The sequence below is a fragment of the Pandoraea anapnoica genome (assembly GCF_902459765.1).
Taxonomy (GTDB): domain Bacteria; phylum Pseudomonadota; class Gammaproteobacteria; order Burkholderiales; family Burkholderiaceae; genus Pandoraea; species Pandoraea anapnoica.
In genome coordinates this window covers 236331-256243 of sequence record NZ_CABPSP010000004.1, presented here as the reverse complement: position 1 = coordinate 256243, position 19913 = coordinate 236331, and the positions used below count along the sequence as shown (strand labels likewise).

Genomic DNA, 19913 nt, shown 5'->3' with positions numbered 1-19913 from the left:
AGCGCCGCTCTGTCCCTCGAAGTCCCCCGGAAAGACAGGGTTTTTTGAATCCGTATGTGTCACTTGTCCGGCCAGATACATTCGGACATAAACGACGATGAACTCGCCGATATAACTACGGGTATGCGCTCGGCACGCACCGCAGGTGTGATGTTGGAGCTACCCCCGGCAGCCGCCGGAATATCACTCAGAGAGGTCATCAGTCATGTCGGATCCGGTCAATCTTCGCCGTCGTCGTCTTCTTGGCACCACGCTCGCAGGCGTCACGCTCGCCGAACTGGGGCTGTCGCAACTGGCTAACGCGGCGGCGTCCGCCGGTGCGTCGGGTTCGGTCGGTGGTCACACCTCGTTCGAAGCCATCCGTCAGATCGACGCTGGCGACCTGAACGTCGGTTACGCCGAAGCCGGGCCGAAGAATGGCAAGGTCGTCATCCTGCTGCACGGCTGGCCGTACGACATCTACAGCTACGTGGACGTCGCGCCGTTGCTGGCCGCAGCCGGTTATCGCGTGATCGTGCCGTACCTGCGCGGTTATGGCACAACGCGTCTGCTCTCGGCCAGCGCCCCGCGCAACGGTCAGCAAGCCGTGGTGGCGGCCGACATCATCGCCCTGATGGACGCGTTGAAGATAGATCAGGCCATTCTCGGCGGCTACGACTGGGGCGCACGCACGGCGAACATCGTCGCCGCCCTCTGGCCCGAGCGCGTGAAGGCGATGGTCTCCGTGAGCGGCTACCTGATCGGCAGTCAGGCGGGCAATGCCGTGCCGCTGCCGCCGCAAGCCGAATTGCAATGGTGGTATCAGTTCTACTTTGCGACCGAGCGCGGTGCGAAGGGCTACGCCGCCAACACCGACGCGTTCAACAAGTTGATCTGGCAACTGGCGTCGCCGAAGTGGCAGTTCGACGACGCGACATACGCGCGCTCGGCCGCTGCGTTCCACAACCCCGATCACGTGGACATCGTGATTCACAATTACCGCTGGCGTCTGGGTCTCGCACAAGGCGAGGCGCGGTTCGATGCACTGGAAAAGCGTCTCGCGACGGCCCCGGCGATCACTGTGCCCACGATCACGATGGAAGGCGACGCCAACGGCGCACCGCATCCGGCCCCAGCGGCCTATGCGAAGAAGTTCACCGGCAAGTATCAGCACCGCGATATCGGCGGCGGCATCGGTCACAACCTGCCGCAGGAAGCCCCGAAGGCGTTCGCCGACGCGATTCTGGAAGTCGTGACGCTGTAAGGCGGCAGGGCTTCACCGTCTGGCGTCGGACGATGACGACCGGCGAACCGCATGCATGCGTGGCGGCAGTTGAGGCATGCTGCGCGTTCGTCGGGGCGCATGTCCGATGCGCCCGGTGCCGAAACCCAGGGCGCAAGGGATAAGCCGGGCAGGTCGCGTTACGACTGACCCGGCGGCAGGTAGCACGTGCCGGTGAAGCGCGTACCGTTCCATTGGATCTTGAGTGGCATGGCGGGCTCCTTGCACGAGAGCATTTGCAGCTCGCCAAACCGGTCGGCGTGTAGCGACGATTGCTGCCCCGGATTCAGGCCGTACATGCCGGAGTATTGCTTCTCGCACTGCGCGGCGTCGCTTTCGCCCTTCAGGCTGGTCACGCACCAGGCGGTGTTCACGACATAGCCGCACTTGTTGACGATGCCGGTTTCGTAGTCGTACCAGCCGCCCCAGCCAGTCGCGCCCCGCTTGATGCGCACCTGATCGATACAGCCCTTGACGGGGTCGGTCGCCTTGCGTCCGGCAAACGGATCGTTGGACGAGGCACGTCCGCCCCCTGATGCCGCATTTCCGACGCTACCGTTGCCAGCCGACGCCATCGTCGAGACGGGCTGCGCCATCGGCATCGTGCCGCCGCCGGACGATCCCGTTCCCGAGACCGCTTGCAGTGCGGTGGCGGCGGCCTGATACTGCGCGGCATTGCGTCCGCCGCCACTGGCGACGCCTTGTGCGGCCGCGCCCAGCAGACCGGCGACGAACGAGAACACGCCGGGGCCGCTATCCGCCGATGCCGCCTTGGTTCGCACGCCGTTGGAGTACGTCGCGATGAGCGTGCCGTCCGCCTGGCTGTCGGTGCCCTCGACGATCTTGCCGTTGACGAACTGGCCCGCGCGAATCGAGCCGTCCTGCGCGAAGACGATCACGCCGTTGCCGCTGAACTGGTTTTTCAGCCATCCGCCGCGATAGGTGTTGCCGTTGGTTTCCAGCTGATAGCCTTCGCCGGTCATATCGCTGTCGACGAAGTCGCCTTCATAGCGTTTGCCACTGGCCCAGATATAAACACCCTTGCCAGTGCGCTTGCCAGCGATGAAATCGCCGTCATAAAAGTCGCCGTTCGCCCAGTGGTACTTGGCTTTGCCGGTGCGACCATCAGCGGCGAACGGTCCTTCGTAGCGGTCGCCGGACGCCCATGTGTAGACGCCGACACCCCCGCGTTTGCCATTGACCATGGTGCCTTCGAAGCGGGCCGAAAAGACGCCGTTACGGCTCCATTCCTGGACCCCGGGGCCATCGGCAATACCGTTCTTGTTGCACGAACCGGTCCAGGTGGAGGTCCACTCGGGACGCTCTTCCGGCTTGGCGTCCGACCAGACCTTGCAGTGGCTTGGGCCTTCCGCCTGAATGAATGCGCCTTCTTCGGCGTGTGCATTGCCGACGATGGCGAATAGCCCGACTGCGCTTGCGGCAGCCAAGGCGAGTTTTGCGCGATAGGCTTGGTATGCGCGCTTGTAGACGTGTGCCATGTTTTCCCCCTGCGGTTTTGTGGTGCTGTTTTGAAAGGAGGATAGTCGCGCTCGTGTGTTCATAGCATCCACCATTTGGAGGATGCTTGATTTTTTGTGGCGCACGCGCTTGAATCCGCTAATCCGATATTCCAGCCGGAACGACGACCGATATGGTGAATCGCGTGCTGCTGTGCGGCCTGCTTGCGCTGGCCCTCTGCTTGACTTGTGCCGCCAGGGCGGCCGATGCGCCAGCGTCCGGCGCTGTGGTGGACATCGATCAAACGCTCACCCGATGCCTTGCCGACCCGGAGAAGCAGTCCACCGGCGGGCAGGACGAGTGCATCGTGGACGCCACCCATGCCTGGGACGTCAGTCTGAATGCGACCTATCAATCGCTGCGCGATGCGCTGCCGGAAACGGCTCGCCCGGCGTTGCTCGCAGCGCAGCGCGCATGGCTCGCGAGCCGGGACGCCGATCTGAAGCTCATCGCGGGCGTCTACGCCACCGTGCAGGGCACGATGTACGCCCCGGCGAATGCCAACGACGTGATGTTGCTGACACAACATCGGGCGCAGACGCTCGTGCGGTATCGTGACGAGGTCTCGTCGGCCGCTTCGGAGGGCTCGCGCCCGGCGTCTGTGAAGGCGGCTGGTCACGCCCAAACTGCCGAAGTCGACCGCTGGGGCCGTCGAATGGCGCGGAGATTACCGTCGGCGTCACGCGGTATCGTGCGGACGTCTAACGAGAAGTGGCGCGACTTTACGTCTGCCGAGAAGGGATTGATCGCCGCCGTGTGCCCGTCGGATGCCAATCCGAATGCTCAGGCGTGCCGCAATGCGCAGGCGGCAAGAGAGACGGCCGCCCGCGTGCAATGGCTCAAAGGGCTCGATGGGATGATCGGCGCGAACTGATCTGGCCGGAAAATTCGAACGAGGCAGACCGCGTCACTTGCGTCGGACGCGCACCAGTAGCCACGCCATGATGGCGGTGACAACAACCGTCGCGACAACCGCTTTCCAGACCGATCGGGTGACGGCCCACGTGCCGACCGCGACTGCCGCAAACACCAGAATCGCCACCCATTCAAGTGCCTTGTCGAGCACGTTAGGATCCCGGTACTGATGCTTTTCGACGGCGGGCGGGCGCTCTGCTGCCGCAGGACGCGAGCGTGGTGCACAAGCCGGGAAGGTGTCCACCAGCGACCGGCTCGGCCACGGATTCACCTCGGCGCGCGGATTCCCGGTGCCGGTCGATCGCCAGACGGCGTCGGTGTCGGGGATGCGCCGAAGATCTTCGATCTCGTCGGCAAGGGCAGCCTGCACGTGCGTGCCGTGATCCAGGGCAGCCACCTGTTCCAGCTCGGTGGTCATCCATTCGGTGGCGTCGGTCACGTCGGGCAGACCGCCAGTGCGTACGAGGACGAAGCCGCCGTACGCGGTGCCGAGGTAGTCGACGAAGGCGTCGAAGATCGGCCGGTAACGTTCGCCCAGTAACTCGATTACGTGATCGCGACGACGGGCGGCTCGTTCGAGCGCGAGCGTCTTTGTCGTCACCAGATAGGGGTACTTCGCATCCTTTTCCGCTTGCGTCGCGTTTTCCAGAAACTCTTCGATTTCTACAGCGTCGTCGTCCGGATCGAACTCGTCGATGACGGAGGCAAAGTGAATGTCTTCGACGGAAAAGAGCACCCGCCAGAACAGCGGGAGATAGGCGTTGGCTTCCAACGACGGGCCGTCGGCGGAGAAATACGTCTTCAATTCGCCCTTACGGCCCTCCGGCATGCGTGGCCACGGCGGACTCTCGAGAAAGACAGGATGTGACATTTCTTGAGCCTTCTGCTGAGTTGGTCGGTGCATCGGGAGGTGACACGCCGGGCGCGTCTGACCGAATCCGGCGAGCCGGGGAAATTCTGGCTGAAATGCCCGTGTTTGTCATCCATTTCAAGAACTGATGAATTTCCTTCTCCGATTACGCGCGGTTCATCACAGGCATTGATCATTGATTGCAAATGCAATCGTTGGGTGGCATCATCGCCTTCTAATGAATTGCAAATGCAATTGTATCGGGTCACTACCTGCACGAGCGTTTGCACCTCCTGAACGACATCACGATCGGACTATCGCAATGACAATTCAGCTTTATGGATTCTGGCGTTCTAACGCGGCGTTCCGCGTCAAGGTTGCGCTTGCGTTGAAGAAACTCCCGTTTGAGGAGATCGAGGTCGACATTCTTGCGGGACGCCAATTCGACACCGACTACGCGCACGTCAACGCCGAGCGTGTGGTGCCGACCCTGGTTCACGACGGCCATCTCGTCTTTCAGTCGATGGCGATCATGGAGTATCTGGACGAGGTGTATCCCGAGCCGCGATTGATGCCGGAGACAGCGCGTGAGCGCGCGTATGTCCGTGCCGTCGCGCAGGTCCACGTGGCGGATTCACATCCGTTTGTCGTGCCGCGTGTTCGCAAGCATCTGGCGCAAACGTACGGCGTGGGGACCGACGCCATCGAGGGCTGGTGCGCGCATTGGGGGAGGGAAGGGATGGCGACGTATGAGCGGATGCTGACGACGCGCCCGGCCGCGCCGTTCGTCATCGGCGCGACGCCCACGCTGGCGGACATCTGCATCGCCGGTCAGAAAATCATTGCCGATCTATATCAGGTCGACATGGACGAATTTCCCCGGGTGGCGGAATTGACGAAGCGCTGCTTCGGGATGCCGGAGTTTGCCGAAGCCCATCCGTTCCGGCAACCGGGGTATCGCGCGGTGGAGATCTAGGCTTCGGTGGTGGAGGCTGGCGCGTCGGTGGTGAAGAAACGTTCACGCATTTCTTCGAGTCCCAGCGACGCCAGCACGCTTTCCAGACGTTCGGCGGGCCGACGGCGCGGCAGATCCTTGTACTGGGCGATGATCAGTTCGTTCTTCATCGAGTGTTCCCAGCCGACCAGTTCGGTCACGTTGACCTGATAGCCATGGGCTTCGAGCTGGAGGCAGCGCAGCACGTTGGTGACCTGGCTGCCGAATTCGCGCGTGTGCAACGGGTGACGCCAGATTTCCGTCAACGGATTGCCCGCGAGTTGTTGCCCCTTGTGTTTGCGCAGTACTGCGGCGACTTCGGCCTGACAGCACGGCACGAGGACGATGTGACGGGCTTGCTTGGCCAGCGCAAAGCGGATGGCGTCGTCCGTAGCAGTATTGCAGGCATGGAGTGCGGTGACGACGTCGACTGTTTCGGGCAATGCGGGCGAGGCGATCGAATCGGCGACGGACAGGTTCAGGAACGACATGCCGGGGAAGCCGAGGCGTTGCGCCAGCGCGGTGGAGGTCTTGACGAGTTCCTCACGGGTTTCGATCCCGAAGATATGCGAATCGTCCGCCAGCGCCTTGAAGAACAGATCGTAGAGGATGAAGCCCAGATAGGACTTCCCGGCACCGTGATCGACGAGCGTCACGCGGCCATTGTCGTTCTTGACTTCCTGGAGCAGCGGCTCAATGAACTGAAACAGGTGATAGACCTGCTTGAGCTTGCGCCGGCTGTCCTGATTCATCTTGCCGTCGCGCGTCAGGATATGGAGTTCCTTGAGCAGCTCGATGGACTGGCCGGGACGGATTTCGTGGGTATTCGACATGGGAAAACTGAATAAGCTGCGGGAGGCAACGCCTCCCGGAAACCGATAGTTTACCGAAAATGGGGCACATGCTCCCGATGTCACCGATCACGGCGCTGCCGGGAGCCTCCGCCCCGCAAACACGCATATTCGGTTGAGGGCATCGCCCGTGCCCCATAACGCCACGAAAATGGCTACAGCGACCAGCCCTCATGCTCGACGACTGCGGCCAGCGCGTCTTCAAACAATGCAACGGCCTTGTTGGCGGCATCGCCCAGATGCCGATGCAGCAGGGCGTCGGCAGGGGAGCGGGACATGCATTCGTCGCTATAACGCTCAAAGGCCGCGAGCTGTAGGACCAGTTCAACGAGATGCTTGGGACATTCACAGGCAATGGTTGAAGACTGACGTGCCAATTTGCTCAACGTGTCTTGATCAAACCGACGTGATGACCGTGACCAAAGCTGGCGGCTCGCCGACGACGCATCATCCTCATGCGTCAAGGACTGCACGAAGTCGGAAAGCAATGCGTAAGTGTGGATCAAAGCATCGGGAGTGCGAGCCAATCGTATCCCCGCAAGGCGAGCCAGTTCGATGGCCTGACGCGTGCCGAACGCGTAGACGATGAGTACACGATCGCAATGGGCCGACTGCGCCGCGGCGACGATGGACAGTACCGTGTCTTCATGCAGCGCCTCGACCCGTACGGCCAAGCCGCTCGCCGCACCAGCCTTGTCGGCAAGGTGCGGAATCTCTTCGACGTTATCGAATGACTCGTGCCTGACACCTGCGGGCAAATCGGGCGTGATGCCTCCCCCGAAGCCGACGACGAACAGCGTTGCGCCGTGCGTATCATGGGCAATAGGGGCGCCGCCGGCGCCACTCGCAAGTCTCATCAGTTGCTCGTTATCCAGACGCGCGATGACGCCGATGGGACGGCCGTTGTCGACCAGCAACTTGATCGCTCTCAGCCGACTCACGTCCTCGTCCGAATAAAGGCGCTGTCCTGAGGCGCTGGTGGGCGGGGAGATTACGCCATATCTCTGCTCCCATATCCGCAACGTCGCGGCTGGCATGCCGACAAGTTTTGCGGCCTCGCCGCTTCGATAACGTCGAGTTGAACTCACCGAGCGTTTCCTCCCAAGGTTGTTGTGATTCGAATCGATTCTTTGACTCAGACCGTAGTTCATGAATTCGATTGGGTCAATAATTGGACTCAAAATTACAGTTATCGATAATTGTGAGTGTGCATTATGATTCGTTCGTAACTCGCTGGATGCTCGGGCGCGCCGCCGGGGAGGGCACGTGATCGCGGATAAGGGATAATAGGCACCGGTCGATGGCGGATATGTTTGTGCGAAACGGTCGCCCTCGCACCGACGTCTTAACTCAGAGATTTGCTATGCGTGACATCATTGACGGCTTTCTGCGTTTCCAGCGGGAAGCCTTTCCTCAGCGTGTCGAGCTTTTCAAGCGGCTTGCCACGAGTCAGAACCCCAAAGCCCTCTTCGTTACCTGTTCGGATAGCCGTGTCGTTCCGGAACTACTCACGCAGCGCGAGCCCGGCGAGCTATTCGTCATTCGCAATGCCGGAAACATCGTTCCGTCATATGGACCGGAGCCTGGTGGCGTTTCCGCTACGGTCGAGTACGCGGTGTCGGTACTGGGTGTACAGGATATTGTGATCTGCGGTCACTCGGACTGCGGTGCGATGGGCGCGATCTCACGCTGCACCTGTCTCGACCACATGCCCGCAGTGGCCAACTGGCTACGTCACGCCGACGCCGCAAAGGCAATCAATGCGGCGCATTCGTTCGAGACGCCCGGCGCGAAGCTCGACGGGCTGGTCAGAGAGAATGTGATCGCGCAACTGGCGAACATTCGCACGCATCCGTCGGTGGCCCTTGCGCTTGAGCAGGGCCGTATGAACCTGCATGGATGGGTGTACGACATCGAAACCGGCGGCATCGACGCGCTTGACGGCGAGACCCGCAAGTTCGTCCCGCTGGCCGACTCGCCGGACACGGTGGCCGTTGCCTCTCGCCATCGATAACGAGAGGCGTTGCGCAGCGTTCCACGACGCTGCGCCCCCCAACTGGGTACGAATTGGCGCGATGCGGTTCAGCGTGACACGCAGCTGAGAAACCGCTGCGTTCGCGCTGCTTTCGGAGCGCCCAAAATCTCGACGGGAGAGGCGCTCTCGACGATTCGCCTCGGCACCTGTAATTCGCATAATGTACATTATGTTAAATCATGAGTGGTTGCAGTAAAGCGGATGGCCGTTCCTTCACGTCATGGTTGGTAAGGCGCGGTTGGTTTGAAATATTGCCGCGCTAGATTTGCAATCGCCATAGGCAAGACCACCGGTTCGTCATGATGGTCTAACCGTGCGCTCAAAAACAAAAGCGCCGCAGGGGGCCGCCTATTCGGCGGTGGACTGCGGCGCATGACTTCTTCCATGACTGACCATGATTATGGGGCCTGCCGGTGTCGCTATGATCAGTCAATCTCGCGACGCCGCCCCTATCCCTTCAGGAGTTTCCAAGGATCTCTTACGGCAGATGAGGCGTAACGATAACGTCCACCACCTGATAGTTAGGATTCGGCACATTATTAGCCTGTCGATCAGCCTTCGCGATATAGAACGCATTTTCGCGGTTCGCCATGCCGCACAGTAGGATCGTCGGCTTGACACCCAGCGGACGCCCCTCATCCGACTGGAGGCTAGTCATCGCACTGTAGGCCGCGTTGAAATTCTCCGGCGTCAGTTCCAAATTGCTCGCAAATGCCTGTTGCCAGAAGCCAAACCCCATGTTGGAGCGGCCATCGACCCCGTACAGGTATTCATTCCGCATAAATACGTCGCGAGCGGTCGGGTCGGTCACCGCGATCATGTCGTAGGGACGCCGCACCTGATAGACGAACGGCTTGATCGCTCGCGACGTGTCCAGCAGATACCACAGCGGCTTTTCCTCACCGGCCTTGGCCTTCTGGCAATTCGAGGTTTTCTCACTACCATCCTTGCCTGTCCGATGGGCCTCGCCGAAGAACGGCGTGCCGTCATAACACGGTGCGGTGAAGCCGCTCGCGAGCAATTCGAACATGAGTTGATCCGGGTGCAACGCGGCCGCATTGCCCATGTCCTGGAACATCGGGCCGAATAGACCAAGGTTGTCGTCTTCGATGTCGTTGCGCGCCACTTGAACGGTCGATTCGAAGTCCCGATTCTTGATCGTGTAGCTGAACGCCTTCATGTTCTGCACAACACGGTCACCGACCCACTCCTTGAGAGTCGGAAACTGCCCCAGCCAGGCGTAGTGCTCTTCACGACTCGTGGAGTTGACCTTCGTCGCGAGATCCGGCCACAGTGGCTTTGCTGCAAGTCCGCCTTGCGCGAAGAGCGCCTTGGCAGCTGTGTAGATTGCGTCCAGAGCCTGTTCATTGATGATCATTGCGCTTGTTCCTCACGTCCTGCCTTCACGATTTGCCGAATTCGACGCTTGGTCACGCCGAACCGAGCTGCAAGCTCCTTGGGCGAAATACCCGCTGCACGTCGCGTGCAAATTTCTTCGTCTCTGTCCTTGGTCGCGCACCCCCACGACGTCGGAACGTAGACAACCATCCCTCCAAACCTGCGCTTCACTTCAAGCGCAAGCCGCTTCCCGAATATCTGATCAAACGGTGAGAACTTCACCGACACGCGCGGCAATAGCATGTCTTGTCCGCCGACTTGATCGCACAACACCGACACATTGGACGACCCAATGAACTCGGCAAGCTGATCAAAACGCATCACCTCAGCACGATGCCTGCCAGTCGCGATTTTCTCGTTTTCCCTGCTGCCCATTTATCTCTCCAAAGCGGAAACATTTCCGATAGGTGGATTTCACAATAGGTTCGTCTCACGTAGAAGCTGGCTGATGTCAGCACCCCAATTTGCGAGACGGGAAAAATGCACGATTACGTCTTTTTCAATATGCGCCAGATATGGCGAACACTTCGCCGGTGTTTGACGGCGAGGTTGATGACAACGCGTCGGGCGGACATTCCCACAGTCAAGATGTCGAATTCACGTCTGACCTCCGCGTACTGGAGTGCGGTCGCTAGAGCGCAGAGATGAGGGATGTAAATGCACTCCCCTTCACAGACGCGCAGCAGCAGCGCCGAGGCCCCGTCCCCAATTGCTTCGATCAGACGTCGAGTTGTTAGGGCATGCGGGGCAGAACGACCGCGAGGCACGTTTATTCGCTTGCCGCGAAACGCTCGAAATAGCTGGTCCGCGGTGTCTACGCCGAGCAACTCCGTGAGATCACGACAAGCATCTGGCAATGAGGCGATGGCTCGGTCGTATCCCAAAATGCGGACTGCTGTGCGGATGGTCGCGCCATCATTCGCTCTGCCAACTCCTGACGATCCCATGCGCTGCAACCTGACGAAAATGCGATGGGGGAATCGTCACTTGAAGCAAAAATGTGGAGAAGCTGGCAGGTGTCACTACCGCCAGCAGTGAACTCTGTTGGGGCCGACGCAGAATTCTGCGTGGAAATGTGGGAGTGGCGAGAGGCGCTTGGCCACCCCTCACCGTGTTGCGGCTCCTTCATCGATCCGGGGCCAAGCCGGAATATACGGCCGCAATACAAACTGCATCTTACGTCATTGATCGCCGCTAACGGGTAGTCTAAACACGCTGGCGGCCTTGCCGGGTGGCCCGTGTACCTGCCGCCACCCTCGCCCCTCCCAACGGCTTATGCACCCGAATATTGGGCCTGCTCAAGTTGCTCGGAAATTAGATTCAGAAGCACCGCCATATCTTTCCGATTCACACACTCCAGCGCCTCGTCATTCGCGGCTTGATTGGAGCAAAGGCCGGAGACGGCTTGCAGAGCGGATTTTGCTCGATCAACCCATTCATTTCTTGAGCGGCGTTCGACCAGATCGTGGGCCTCGCCAAGAATGGCCGCAATTTCGGACACGGCCCGCTCATGGTCACTGTCAGTTGACGTTCGATTCCTCAAGACTCGCAGATTGTCGCAATTTTTCATATGTCGTCTAACGTATTCTTGGATGTCGGATATTTCAAACCAATATCGGAGAACTTACCTTTCGCGGCGCTTGCTATTCGTCAGAATGGCTTGCTTCATATGCTTCCGCGAACCGATTTCATCGTATCAAGATCGATGAGCCCGAACTCCTGATAGGTGCGCTGGAACAAGCTCACAAGGGAGCGTAGCGCCCCCCTGCCCCCGGCTATCTTCAGGCAGTATTCACGCGCCGCTTTTCCTGAGACTCCCCAGGACAACATGATCTTGTCGACGTCATCATCGGTAACGCCGTCAATCTTCACGCGCCACGCTTCCATGCGACTAAATAACTGAGCGTGCTTTCCATTTTGCAGCCGACGGTAGATCTCGCCGTTGTTCACGAACACGATGCCGAACAATCCCTTGTCAACAAAGCGCCGCAAGCCATTAATGATTCGCAGGCCGTTGTTAGCATTCATTGTGTCGGCCAAATGCTGAGCCTCCTCCACGATGAGGAGTCCGCCCTTCCCGGCCGTGGAGTCTTCAATCTGCCGCGCTAGCTCGTGCTCAGAGCCGAATTGCGATGCTCGCTTAATCTGCTCTAGAAATAGCGAGAGGACACACTTTGCCGACAGCGTGAACTCGGACAGCTCTACCACCCACACGGGACAAGAAAAGCCTTCCGCCTTGCGACAGCTTGCAAGGTACGCTTCGACGGCGGCAGATTTCCCGACTCCCGGGGGCGCGGTAAGGTCGACGATGGATGGCGTAGTTCTTGCCATGTTGAATGCATCAAACGCTTGCTGTGTGACAGACGTTTCGATGCGAGCTGGCCTTTGCTTGTCCTGTGCATTGCGCTCGGCATCAAGTTCGGCGAAACGAATCTCCAATTGTGATTCGATTCGCTCGGCAAGCGACGCCTCACCCGGCCGACGAATCTCGCGGAAAGCCGAAGCATCGCCAGCCCAGACCTCAATCTGGCGCACCATTAAGCCCGTCTCTGTGGCAATGCGTTCCATAGTTATCCCGCGAGACAGTTCGTCCACAAGGCGGTTTTGTATAGACGACCAACGCTCAAGCGTACCCTTGTCCACCGACAGTTTTTCTTCTACCATTGCAACTCCAATTTTGCGGTTGATTTGGCACACACGCGGCTGCTACCGTGTGCGTGCTGTTTGTTAGGCTGTCTTGGGCACTTTCACCCCAAGCGGCCTATTTCCTTTCTCTCGCCACTCCTTCCGCAACGCCTCTAATTCAGCGTCTGACCGATTGCTCTCCGGGCTAACTGGTGGTGCGGCGATGTTTCGTTGCCTGACTTCTCCGGTTTTTGTATTCACCCATTTGCCCGGCTCTTGTGCGTCTTGCGCCCAGAGGGGCGCGTCAGACTCGGGTGTTTGTGGTGTGCGGCGTGCATCAATTGGCACAGCGTCAGGAGGCAAAGGTAAAGCGGATAAGCTTCCCGAGTGGGTCAGCATTGGCCTAAACGATTCCCCCGCCGCCTTTGCCGCACCAATCGCGGCCTTACTCGTTTTCACGTATTTCGCGCGCGCTTCCACATGTTTACGAGTCTTCGTGCCGCCCTCCTCAATGAACGGGATGCGATCAATTGGCGACGCATCACATATGAAGGTCTCCCCGTCGTAGACTGCGACATTCGCGGTGGGGTCATCGAGATCGTAAAAGACCTGATATTTCTTGCTGCGCGCGGACAGCGGGAGTTGCGATAGAGCCTCATTCCAGTATCGAATCGGACCAAAGCCTTCTACGCGGAACTTCAGCGAGGCTTCCCGTTTATCAAGCGTGACGAGGGCCATGCCCATCTTGCACAGCCGTATATGGGCAGCGTCAGGGCGGATTATTTGCGCGCCTTCGAGCAGCTCAGTGTAGACCTCATACGGTGAGCGTCCCGCCATGCCATTGCCGCTATGTGGTCGGTGGTTAAAGTGCTCAAGCGCCGCTGCAAGTCGCGCCTGATACTCGGCGAGAGGGATTGCTTTGGCCCTATCAAAGTCATCTGGCTTTGATGCCGCATCTTTGCCGCAATATGCCCGCTGGAACTCCGGGGCCTGATCGCAGTACTCGGCGATGTAATTCCAGAAGGACTCAATCGGCTTGTCTTGACCGTAGGCCGGTTTCGACCAGCGCGCGACCGTTCCTACGCGGGTCATCATCCCGACGGGATCGCCCGGTTTGATCTGAAAGCGGTATCGAGTCGGCTGGCCGCCGGAAAACTCCTTGCTGGCGTATTCCCGCCCGTTATCCAGCTTCGCGTTTCTAGGCGCTGCGCCAGTGCGCTCCATTGCAGTGCCAAAGGACTGCAAAATTGCGGCCGTGTGGGGGTGAAGGCAGCCCCGTGCGGAAAGGACAAGTCTGGTGCGGACATCGCGCCAGATAACGATGAACGGGCGGGCGATAGTGCCGTCAGGCCATACGCACCATACGTCGGCTCGTCGCCCATCGGACTCCCATAGTTCGTGCAATTGCAGCGTGGTGTAGTCTCGCTCCACCGCAGGAAAGCTGCGCACCAATGCTTTATCGCCTTTCCGGCCACCGATCTCCAGCCAGCCAGGCTCTTCCTTCAATCGCTTAGCAACAGTGTCATCACTCGGAATTACCCAGCCTTTCGATGCGCCGTATTCGCGAGCCTCTTTTGTAATCACAGCGATTTTCGTCTGCGAAGTGTTCAGGTAGCGCGCAAGAATCCATTGGTAAGCCTCGGGGGTGAATTCCGCCTTCCCTCGGCCACCTCGGTATCGGGGACACAGCAATGGCAACCAGTGCTGTCGCGGGTGCTTCTCCGTAGCCGTCGCGTACCGCCACACCGTTATGCCGGAAACGCCGTGCTGGTCGCTAATGATCTGTTTGGCTAAGGCAACGCTAACGCCTGCGTCTAACAGTTCACGGTATGCCAAAAGCGCCTCAAGGGCCTGCTCGGCCATCCGCTTGAAGTTCGCAGGTTTCCGCTCGTAACTGTCCCAAAGCGTGTGGTACTCGCCGCGCAGCTCATCCGCGTTGGGCCGCTCGTCCTTGACTCCAACGCGAGCAGCTAGACGCGCAGCGTATTCTTCAGCCAGCTTACGTTGGACGGACGCCGGTAGCGCAGCAATCGGTACCATCCAACCCTCGCCGCCATTACCTTTGGCCTTAAACGCGCCCGGATATACGCCCGCCATGCACCGTCGGCGCACAGTGGCGTCGTTAACACCTGCATGCTTCGCAACTTGTGCGGCCGAGATCGCAATCGGTGCTTTGCACGACCTTTGCACGACCTCACGATGATCGATGGCAGTTGGAGTGCCGACTTCTGCGCGCGTTTCACCAATATCGGCGGGCTTTTCGCCGGGGTCGTGCGCTTGTCTCTCGTTGTCGTCGATAGTGCACGCCCTTGGCGGGCGAAGGTCGCGCGTAATCTTTTCGTCTTTCGCGTCCATATGCACGACCTTAGTCGACAATCTCGCCGTGTTTGATTCCCAGAAGCACCGCCGCCTTGTGGCTAGCTCCGATCCTTGCTTTCCGATTGTCTTTCAGCACGCCATAGACGACTGATGGCGGCAAACCGTGCTCTTTAGCCCATTTCGCAATGCTGATCCCTTTGCGGTCGAACTCCGCTAGCACTTGCTCGCGAGTCTTCAGTGTCCCATCGACGACTTGTTCCATAAGCTCTCCTGTTAATATTGCATATCGCGTTTGCGACGTTGTAACGCAATTGCGAATATATATCGCGTTTGCGATATCGTCAACATTTTCGGGAAAACCATGGAAAGCTTCGGAATGCGTCTCAAGGCTGAACGCGAGCGGATTGGCTTGAGCCAAGCCGCCTTTGCGGAGGCCTGCGGGGTAGGTAAAACTGCTCAATACACGTATGAGCGAGGGGAGCGTGAACCCAGTTGGACATACATGGAAGCGGCAGAAAAGCTCGGTGTCGATTCCCTGTACGTTTTTTCCGGCACTCGAAAAGGTGAGGACTGGGCATACGCTCGGGCTTACCAGCGCATGCTCCACACGATTGAAATGATGCTGGGGCTTGATGAGACTCGGCTTGAGCGGATTGCTCAGATGGTAATTGCGAACGAAGCCGCCCTAGAGGGGGGGGCGATCACCGTTGATACTGGCCCGTACAATGAGGCGATCCTTGATTGGCTGAGAACCAGCGCAACGCCAGATAGATTCCTTGACATCGATCTATTGGCGACGATCATTGCGCGGCTAGACGTAACCGCCACAAGGCTCGGGAAGAGCCTGACCCCGGAGAAGAAGGCAATGTCCATTGCGATGCTTTATCGAGCGTTTAAGGCCAGTGGCAAGACAGACGAGGCGCTGATCGCGGATGCCATCACGCTCGCGGCAAAATGATATGTGGTTTTTCGCGGTCTTTTGTCACAGGCTCCCGCACTAGATGATCCCGTCTCTCGGCGTCGCTAGTTGTGTGCCAAAAGAATCGCGAATATTCAATGTGACATGGGCCGCGAACCGCAATAGATTCGAAAACTCGCAATATCTTGTCGTTCTCTCTCAAACCAATATCAAAAGTTACTCACAAATTCGCAGTTTATTTCAAACCTAACCCTCACGTCGAAATCTCACGGAGCCTTTATGGATAAGGGTTTTGCGGCATTTTTGGGGGCTGTTTCCATAGTTTCAAATGAGTAGCGCCCCCTCAATGGTGCAGAATTTTGTCAAAGATGTTTGGTAAGGCGCGGTTGGTTTGAAATATTGCCGCGCTAGATTTGCAATCGCCATAGGCAAGACCACCGGTTCGTCATGATGGTCTAACCGTGCGCTCAAAAACAAAAGCGCCGCAGGGGGCCGCCTATTCGGCGGTGGACTGCGGCGCATGACTTCTTCCATGACTGACCATGATTATGGGGCCTGCCGGTGTCGCTATGATCAGTCAATCTCGCGACGCCGCCCCTATCCCTTCAGGAGTTTCCAAGGATCTCTTACGGCAGATGAGGCGTAACGATAACGTCCACCACCTGATAGTTAGGATTCGGCACATTATTAGCCTGTCGATCAGCCTTCGCGATATAGAACGCATTTTCGCGGTTCGCCATGCCGCACAGTAGGATCGTCGGCTTGACACCCAGCGGACGCCCCTCATCCGACTGGAGGCTAGTCATCGCACTGTAGGCCGCGTTGAAATTCTCCGGCGTCAGTTCCAAATTGCTCGCAAATGCCTGTTGCCAGAAGCCAAACCCCATGTTGGAGCGGCCATCGACCCCGTACAGGTATTCATTCCGCATAAATACGTCGCGAGCGGTCGGGTCGGTCACCGCGATCATGTCGTAGGGACGCCGCACCTGATAGACGAACGGCTTGATCGCTCGCGACGTGTCCAGCAGATACCACAGCGGCTTTTCCTCACCGGCCTTGGCCTTCTGGCAATTCGAGGTTTTCTCACTACCATCCTTGCCTGTCCGATGGGCCTCGCCGAAGAACGGCGTGCCGTCATAACACGGTGCGGTGAAGCCGCTCGCGAGCAATTCGAACATGAGTTGATCCGGGTGCAACGCGGCCGCATTGCCCATGTCCTGGAACATCGGGCCGAATAGACCAAGGTTGTCGTCTTCGATGTCGTTGCGCGCCACTTGAACGGTCGATTCGAAGTCCCGATTCTTGATCGTGTAGCTGAACGCCTTCATGTTCTGCACAACACGGTCACCGACCCACTCCTTGAGAGTCGGAAACTGCCCCAGCCAGGCGTAGTGCTCTTCACGACTCGTGGAGTTGACCTTCGTCGCGAGATCCGGCCACAGTGGCTTTGCTGCAAGTCCGCCTTGCGCGAAGAGCGCCTTGGCAGCTGTGTAGATTGCGTCCAGAGCCTGTTCATTGATGATCATTGCGCTTGTTCCTCACGTCCTGCCTTCACGATTTGCCGAATTCGACGCTTGGTCACGCCGAACCGAGCTGCAAGCTCCTTGGGCGAAATACCCGCTGCACGTCGCGTGCAAATTTCTTCGTCTCTGTCCTTGGTCGCGCACCCCCACGACGTCGGAACGTAGACAACCATCCCTCCAAACCTGCGCTTCACTTCAAGCGCAAGCCGCTTCCCGAATATCTGATCAAACGGTGAGAACTTCACCGACACGCGCGGCAATAGCATGTCTTGTCCGCCGACTTGATCGCACAACACCGACACATTGGACGACCCAATGAACTCGGCAAGCTGATCAAAACGCATCACCTCAGCACGATGCCTGCCAGTCGCGATTTTCTCGTTTTCCCTGCTGCCCATTTATCTCTCCAAAGCGGAAACATTTCCGATAGGTGGATTTCACAATAGGTTCGTCTCACGTAGAAGCTGGCTGATGTCAGCACCCCAATTTGCGAGACGGGAAAAATGCACGATTACGTCTTTTTCAATATGCGCCAGATATGGCGAACACTTCGCCGGTGTTTGACGGCGAGGTTGATGACAACGCGTCGGGCGGACATTCCCACAGTCAAGATGTCGAATTCACGTCTGACCTCCGCGTACTGGAGTGCGGTCGCTAGAGCGCAGAGATGAGGGATGTAAATGCACTCCCCTTCACAGACGCGCAGCAGCAGCGCCGAGGCCCCGTCCCCAATTGCTTCGATCAGACGTCGAGTTGTTAGGGCATGCGGGGCAGAACGACCGCGAGGCACGTTTATTCGCTTGCCGCGAAACGCTCGAAATAGCTGGTCCGCGGTGTCTACGCCGAGCAACTCCGTGAGATCACGACAAGCATCTGGCAATGAGGCGATGGCTCGGTCGTATCCCAAAATGCGGACTGCTGTGCGGATGGTCGCGCCATCATTCGCTCTGCCAACTCCTGACGATCCCATGCGCTGCAACCTGACGAAAATGCGATGGGGGAATCGTCACTTGAAGCAAAAATGTGGAGAAGCTGGCAGGTGTCACTACCGCCAGCAGTGAACTCTGTTGGGGCCGACGCAGAATTCTGCGTGGAAATGTGGGAGTGGCGAGAGGCGCTTGGCCACCCCTCACCGTGTTGCGGCTCCTTCATCGATCCGGGGCCAAGCCGGAATATACGGCCGCAATACAAACTGCATCTTACGTCATTGATCGCCGCTAACGGGTAGTCTAAACACGCTGGCGGCCTTGCCGGGTGGCCCGTGTACCTGCCGCCACCCTCGCCCCTCCCAACGGCTTATGCACCCGAATATTGGGCCTGCTCAAGTTGCTCGGAAATTAGATTCAGAAGCACCGCCATATCTTTCCGATTCACACACTCCAGCGCCTCGTCATTCGCGGCTTGATTGGAGCAAAGGCCGGAGACGGCTTGCAGAGCGGATTTTGCTCGATCAACCCATTCATTTCTTGAGCGGCGTTCGACCAGATCGTGGGCCTCGCCAAGAATGGCCGCAATTTCGGACACGGCCCGCTCATGGTCACTGTCAGTTGACGTTCGATTCCTCAAGACTCGCAGATTGTCGCAATTTTTCATATGTCGTCTAACGTATTCTTGGATGTCGGATATTTCAAACCAATATCGGAGAACTTACCTTTCGCGGCGCTTGCTATTCGTCAGAATGGCTTGCTTCATATGCTTCCGCGAACCGATTTCATCGTATCAAGATCGATGAGCCCGAACTCCTGATAGGTGCGCTGGAACAAGCTCACAAGGGAGCGTAGCGCCCCCCTGCCCCCGGCTATCTTCAGGCAGTATTCACGCGCCGCTTTTCCTGAGACTCCCCAGGACAACATGATCTTGTCGACGTCATCATCGGTAACGCCGTCAATCTTCACGCGCCACGCTTCCATGCGACTAAATAACTGAGCGTGCTTTCCATTTTGCAGCCGACGGTAGATCTCGCCGTTGTTCACGAACACGATGCCGAACAATCCCTTGTCAACAAAGCGCCGCAAGCCATTAATGATTCGCAGGCCGTTGTTAGCATTCATTGTGTCGGCCAAATGCTGAGCCTCCTCCACGATGAGGAGTCCGCCCTTCCCGGCCGTGGAGTCTTCAATCTGCCGCGCTAGCTCGTGCTCAGAGCCGAATTGCGATGCTCGCTTAATCTGCTCTAGAAATAGCGAGAGGACACACTTTGCCGACAGCGTGAACTCGGACAGCTCTACCACCCACACGGGACAAGAAAAGCCTTCCGCCTTGCGACAGCTTGCAAGGTACGCTTCGACGGCGGCAGATTTCCCGACTCCCGGGGGCGCGGTAAGGTCGACGATGGATGGCGTAGTTCTTGCCATGTTGAATGCATCAAACGCTTGCTGTGTGACAGACGTTTCGATGCGAGCTGGCCTTTGCTTGTCCTGTGCATTGCGCTCGGCATCAAGTTCGGCGAAACGAATCTCCAATTGTGATTCGATTCGCTCGGCAAGCGACGCCTCACCCGGCCGACGAATCTCGCGGAAAGCCGAAGCATCGCCAGCCCAGACCTCAATCTGGCGCACCATTAAGCCCGTCTCTGTGGCAATGCGTTCCATAGTTATCCCGCGAGACAGTTCGTCCACAAGGCGGTTTTGTATAGACGACCAACGCTCAAGCGTACCCTTGTCCACCGACAGTTTTTCTTCTACCATTGCAACTCCAATTTTGCG

The 19913-nt window shown here is 58.4% G+C and carries 19 protein-coding genes; 5 read left to right on the top strand and 14 right to left on the bottom strand.

All coding sequences use genetic code 11. From position 1 onward, the window contains the following. Window positions 1–205: 205 nt before the first annotated feature. Window positions 206–1243, top strand: coding sequence for an alpha/beta fold hydrolase (locus tag PAN31117_RS09330; RefSeq protein WP_150737940.1), 1038 nt, complete (start codon window positions 206–208; stop codon window positions 1241–1243). Window positions 1244–1401: 158 nt separating this feature from the next. On the opposite strand, the gene PAN31117_RS09325 is transcribed toward PAN31117_RS09330, so the two are convergent. Then, window positions 1402–2760, bottom strand: coding sequence for an MORN repeat-containing protein (locus PAN31117_RS09325; RefSeq protein WP_174990891.1), 1359 nt, complete (start codon window positions 2758–2760; stop codon window positions 1402–1404). A gap of 152 nt (window positions 2761–2912) precedes the next feature. Here PAN31117_RS09325 and PAN31117_RS09320 point away from each other — a divergent pair, with 152 nt between their 5' ends. Continuing rightward, complete coding sequence (locus PAN31117_RS09320) at window positions 2913–3653, top strand: lysozyme inhibitor LprI family protein (RefSeq protein ID WP_150737938.1); 741 nt, start codon at window positions 2913–2915, stop codon at window positions 3651–3653. Window positions 3654–3686: 33 nt separating this feature from the next. Here the strand turns inward: PAN31117_RS09320 and PAN31117_RS09315 are convergent, their stop codons facing one another. Then, window positions 3687–4565 (bottom strand): hypothetical protein, encoded by an 879-nt coding sequence (locus PAN31117_RS09315; RefSeq protein WP_150737937.1) that lies wholly within the window; start codon window positions 4563–4565, stop codon window positions 3687–3689. 301 nt (window positions 4566–4866) lie between these two features. Between PAN31117_RS09315 and maiA the strand changes: the two genes are divergently transcribed. After that, complete coding sequence (gene maiA / locus PAN31117_RS09310; RefSeq protein WP_174990890.1) at window positions 4867–5520, top strand: maleylacetoacetate isomerase; 654 nt, start codon at window positions 4867–4869, stop codon at window positions 5518–5520. Here the strand turns inward: maiA and PAN31117_RS09305 are convergent. Together PAN31117_RS09305 and PAN31117_RS09300 are read right to left on the bottom strand one after the other, a co-directional pair. After that, window positions 5517–6371 carry a class I SAM-dependent methyltransferase gene (locus tag PAN31117_RS09305; protein ID WP_150737935.1) on the bottom strand — a complete coding sequence of 285 codons (855 nt, stop codon included), beginning with the start codon at window positions 6369–6371 and terminating at the stop codon, window positions 5517–5519. The genes maiA and PAN31117_RS09305 overlap by 4 nt on opposite strands. Before the next feature lie 173 nt (window positions 6372–6544). Beyond that, window positions 6545–7540, bottom strand: a complete 996-nt coding sequence (locus PAN31117_RS09300) for a MerR family transcriptional regulator (protein WP_150737934.1) — start codon at window positions 7538–7540, stop codon at window positions 6545–6547. Window positions 7541–7752: 212 nt separating this feature from the next. Between PAN31117_RS09300 and PAN31117_RS09295 the strand changes: the two genes are divergently transcribed. Then, the gene (locus tag PAN31117_RS09295; protein WP_150737933.1) at window positions 7753–8403 is read left to right on the top strand and encodes a carbonic anhydrase; all 651 of its coding nucleotides are present in this window, start codon (window positions 7753–7755) and stop codon (window positions 8401–8403) included. Window positions 8404–8902: 499 nt separating this feature from the next. Here the strand turns inward: PAN31117_RS09295 and PAN31117_RS09290 are convergent, their stop codons facing one another. From PAN31117_RS09290 to PAN31117_RS09260, 6 genes are all read right to left on the bottom strand, one after another. Next, on the bottom strand, window positions 8903–9802 hold the full coding sequence (locus PAN31117_RS09290; RefSeq protein ID WP_150737932.1) for a Mu-like prophage major head subunit gpT family protein: 900 nt from the start codon (window positions 9800–9802) through the stop codon (window positions 8903–8905). Then, window positions 9799–10197 carry a Mor transcription activator family protein gene (locus tag PAN31117_RS09285; RefSeq protein WP_150737931.1) on the bottom strand — a complete coding sequence of 133 codons (399 nt, stop codon included), beginning with the start codon at window positions 10195–10197 and terminating at the stop codon, window positions 9799–9801. Before PAN31117_RS09285 ends, PAN31117_RS09290 begins: the two co-directional genes overlap by 4 nt. An 898-nt stretch (window positions 10198–11095) precedes the next feature. Continuing rightward, the gene (locus PAN31117_RS09275) at window positions 11096–11323 is read right to left on the bottom strand and encodes a hypothetical protein (RefSeq protein WP_150737929.1); all 228 of its coding nucleotides are present in this window, start codon (window positions 11321–11323) and stop codon (window positions 11096–11098) included. Window positions 11324–11487: 164 nt separating this feature from the next. Continuing rightward, on the bottom strand, window positions 11488–12486 hold the full coding sequence (locus PAN31117_RS09270; protein WP_150737928.1) for an AAA family ATPase: 999 nt from the start codon (window positions 12484–12486) through the stop codon (window positions 11488–11490). Window positions 12487–12549: 63 nt separating this feature from the next. Next, entirely contained in the window at window positions 12550–14802 is a 2253-nt protein-coding gene (locus tag PAN31117_RS09265) for a transposase domain-containing protein (protein WP_150737927.1), read from the bottom strand. A gap of 10 nt (window positions 14803–14812) precedes the next feature. Further along, a complete protein-coding gene (locus PAN31117_RS09260; RefSeq protein ID WP_150737926.1) occupies window positions 14813–15028 on the bottom strand; it encodes a DNA-binding protein in 216 nt (71 codons plus the stop codon). A 99-nt stretch (window positions 15029–15127) separates the two neighbouring features. Between PAN31117_RS09260 and PAN31117_RS09255 the strand changes: the two genes are divergently transcribed. Further along, window positions 15128–15724 (top strand): helix-turn-helix domain-containing protein, encoded by a 597-nt coding sequence (locus PAN31117_RS09255; protein ID WP_150737925.1) that lies wholly within the window; start codon window positions 15128–15130, stop codon window positions 15722–15724. A 587-nt stretch (window positions 15725–16311) separates the two neighbouring features. Here PAN31117_RS09255 and PAN31117_RS09250 read toward each other — a convergent pair. The 4 genes from PAN31117_RS09250 to PAN31117_RS09230 form a co-directional block, all read right to left on the bottom strand. Beyond that, window positions 16312–17211: a Mu-like prophage major head subunit gpT family protein gene (locus PAN31117_RS09250; RefSeq protein WP_150737932.1), complete on the bottom strand. Its 900-nt coding sequence runs from the start codon at window positions 17209–17211 to the stop codon at window positions 16312–16314. After that, complete coding sequence (locus tag PAN31117_RS09245; RefSeq protein WP_150737931.1) at window positions 17208–17606, bottom strand: Mor transcription activator family protein; 399 nt, start codon at window positions 17604–17606, stop codon at window positions 17208–17210. The genes PAN31117_RS09250 and PAN31117_RS09245 overlap by 4 nt, the downstream gene beginning before the upstream one ends. A gap of 898 nt (window positions 17607–18504) precedes the next feature. Continuing rightward, entirely contained in the window at window positions 18505–18732 is a 228-nt protein-coding gene (locus tag PAN31117_RS09235; protein ID WP_150737929.1) for a hypothetical protein, read from the bottom strand. 164 nt (window positions 18733–18896) lie between these two features. Beyond that, the gene (locus PAN31117_RS09230) at window positions 18897–19895 is read right to left on the bottom strand and encodes an AAA family ATPase (RefSeq protein ID WP_150737928.1); all 999 of its coding nucleotides are present in this window, start codon (window positions 19893–19895) and stop codon (window positions 18897–18899) included. Window positions 19896–19913: the final 18 nt, after the last annotated feature.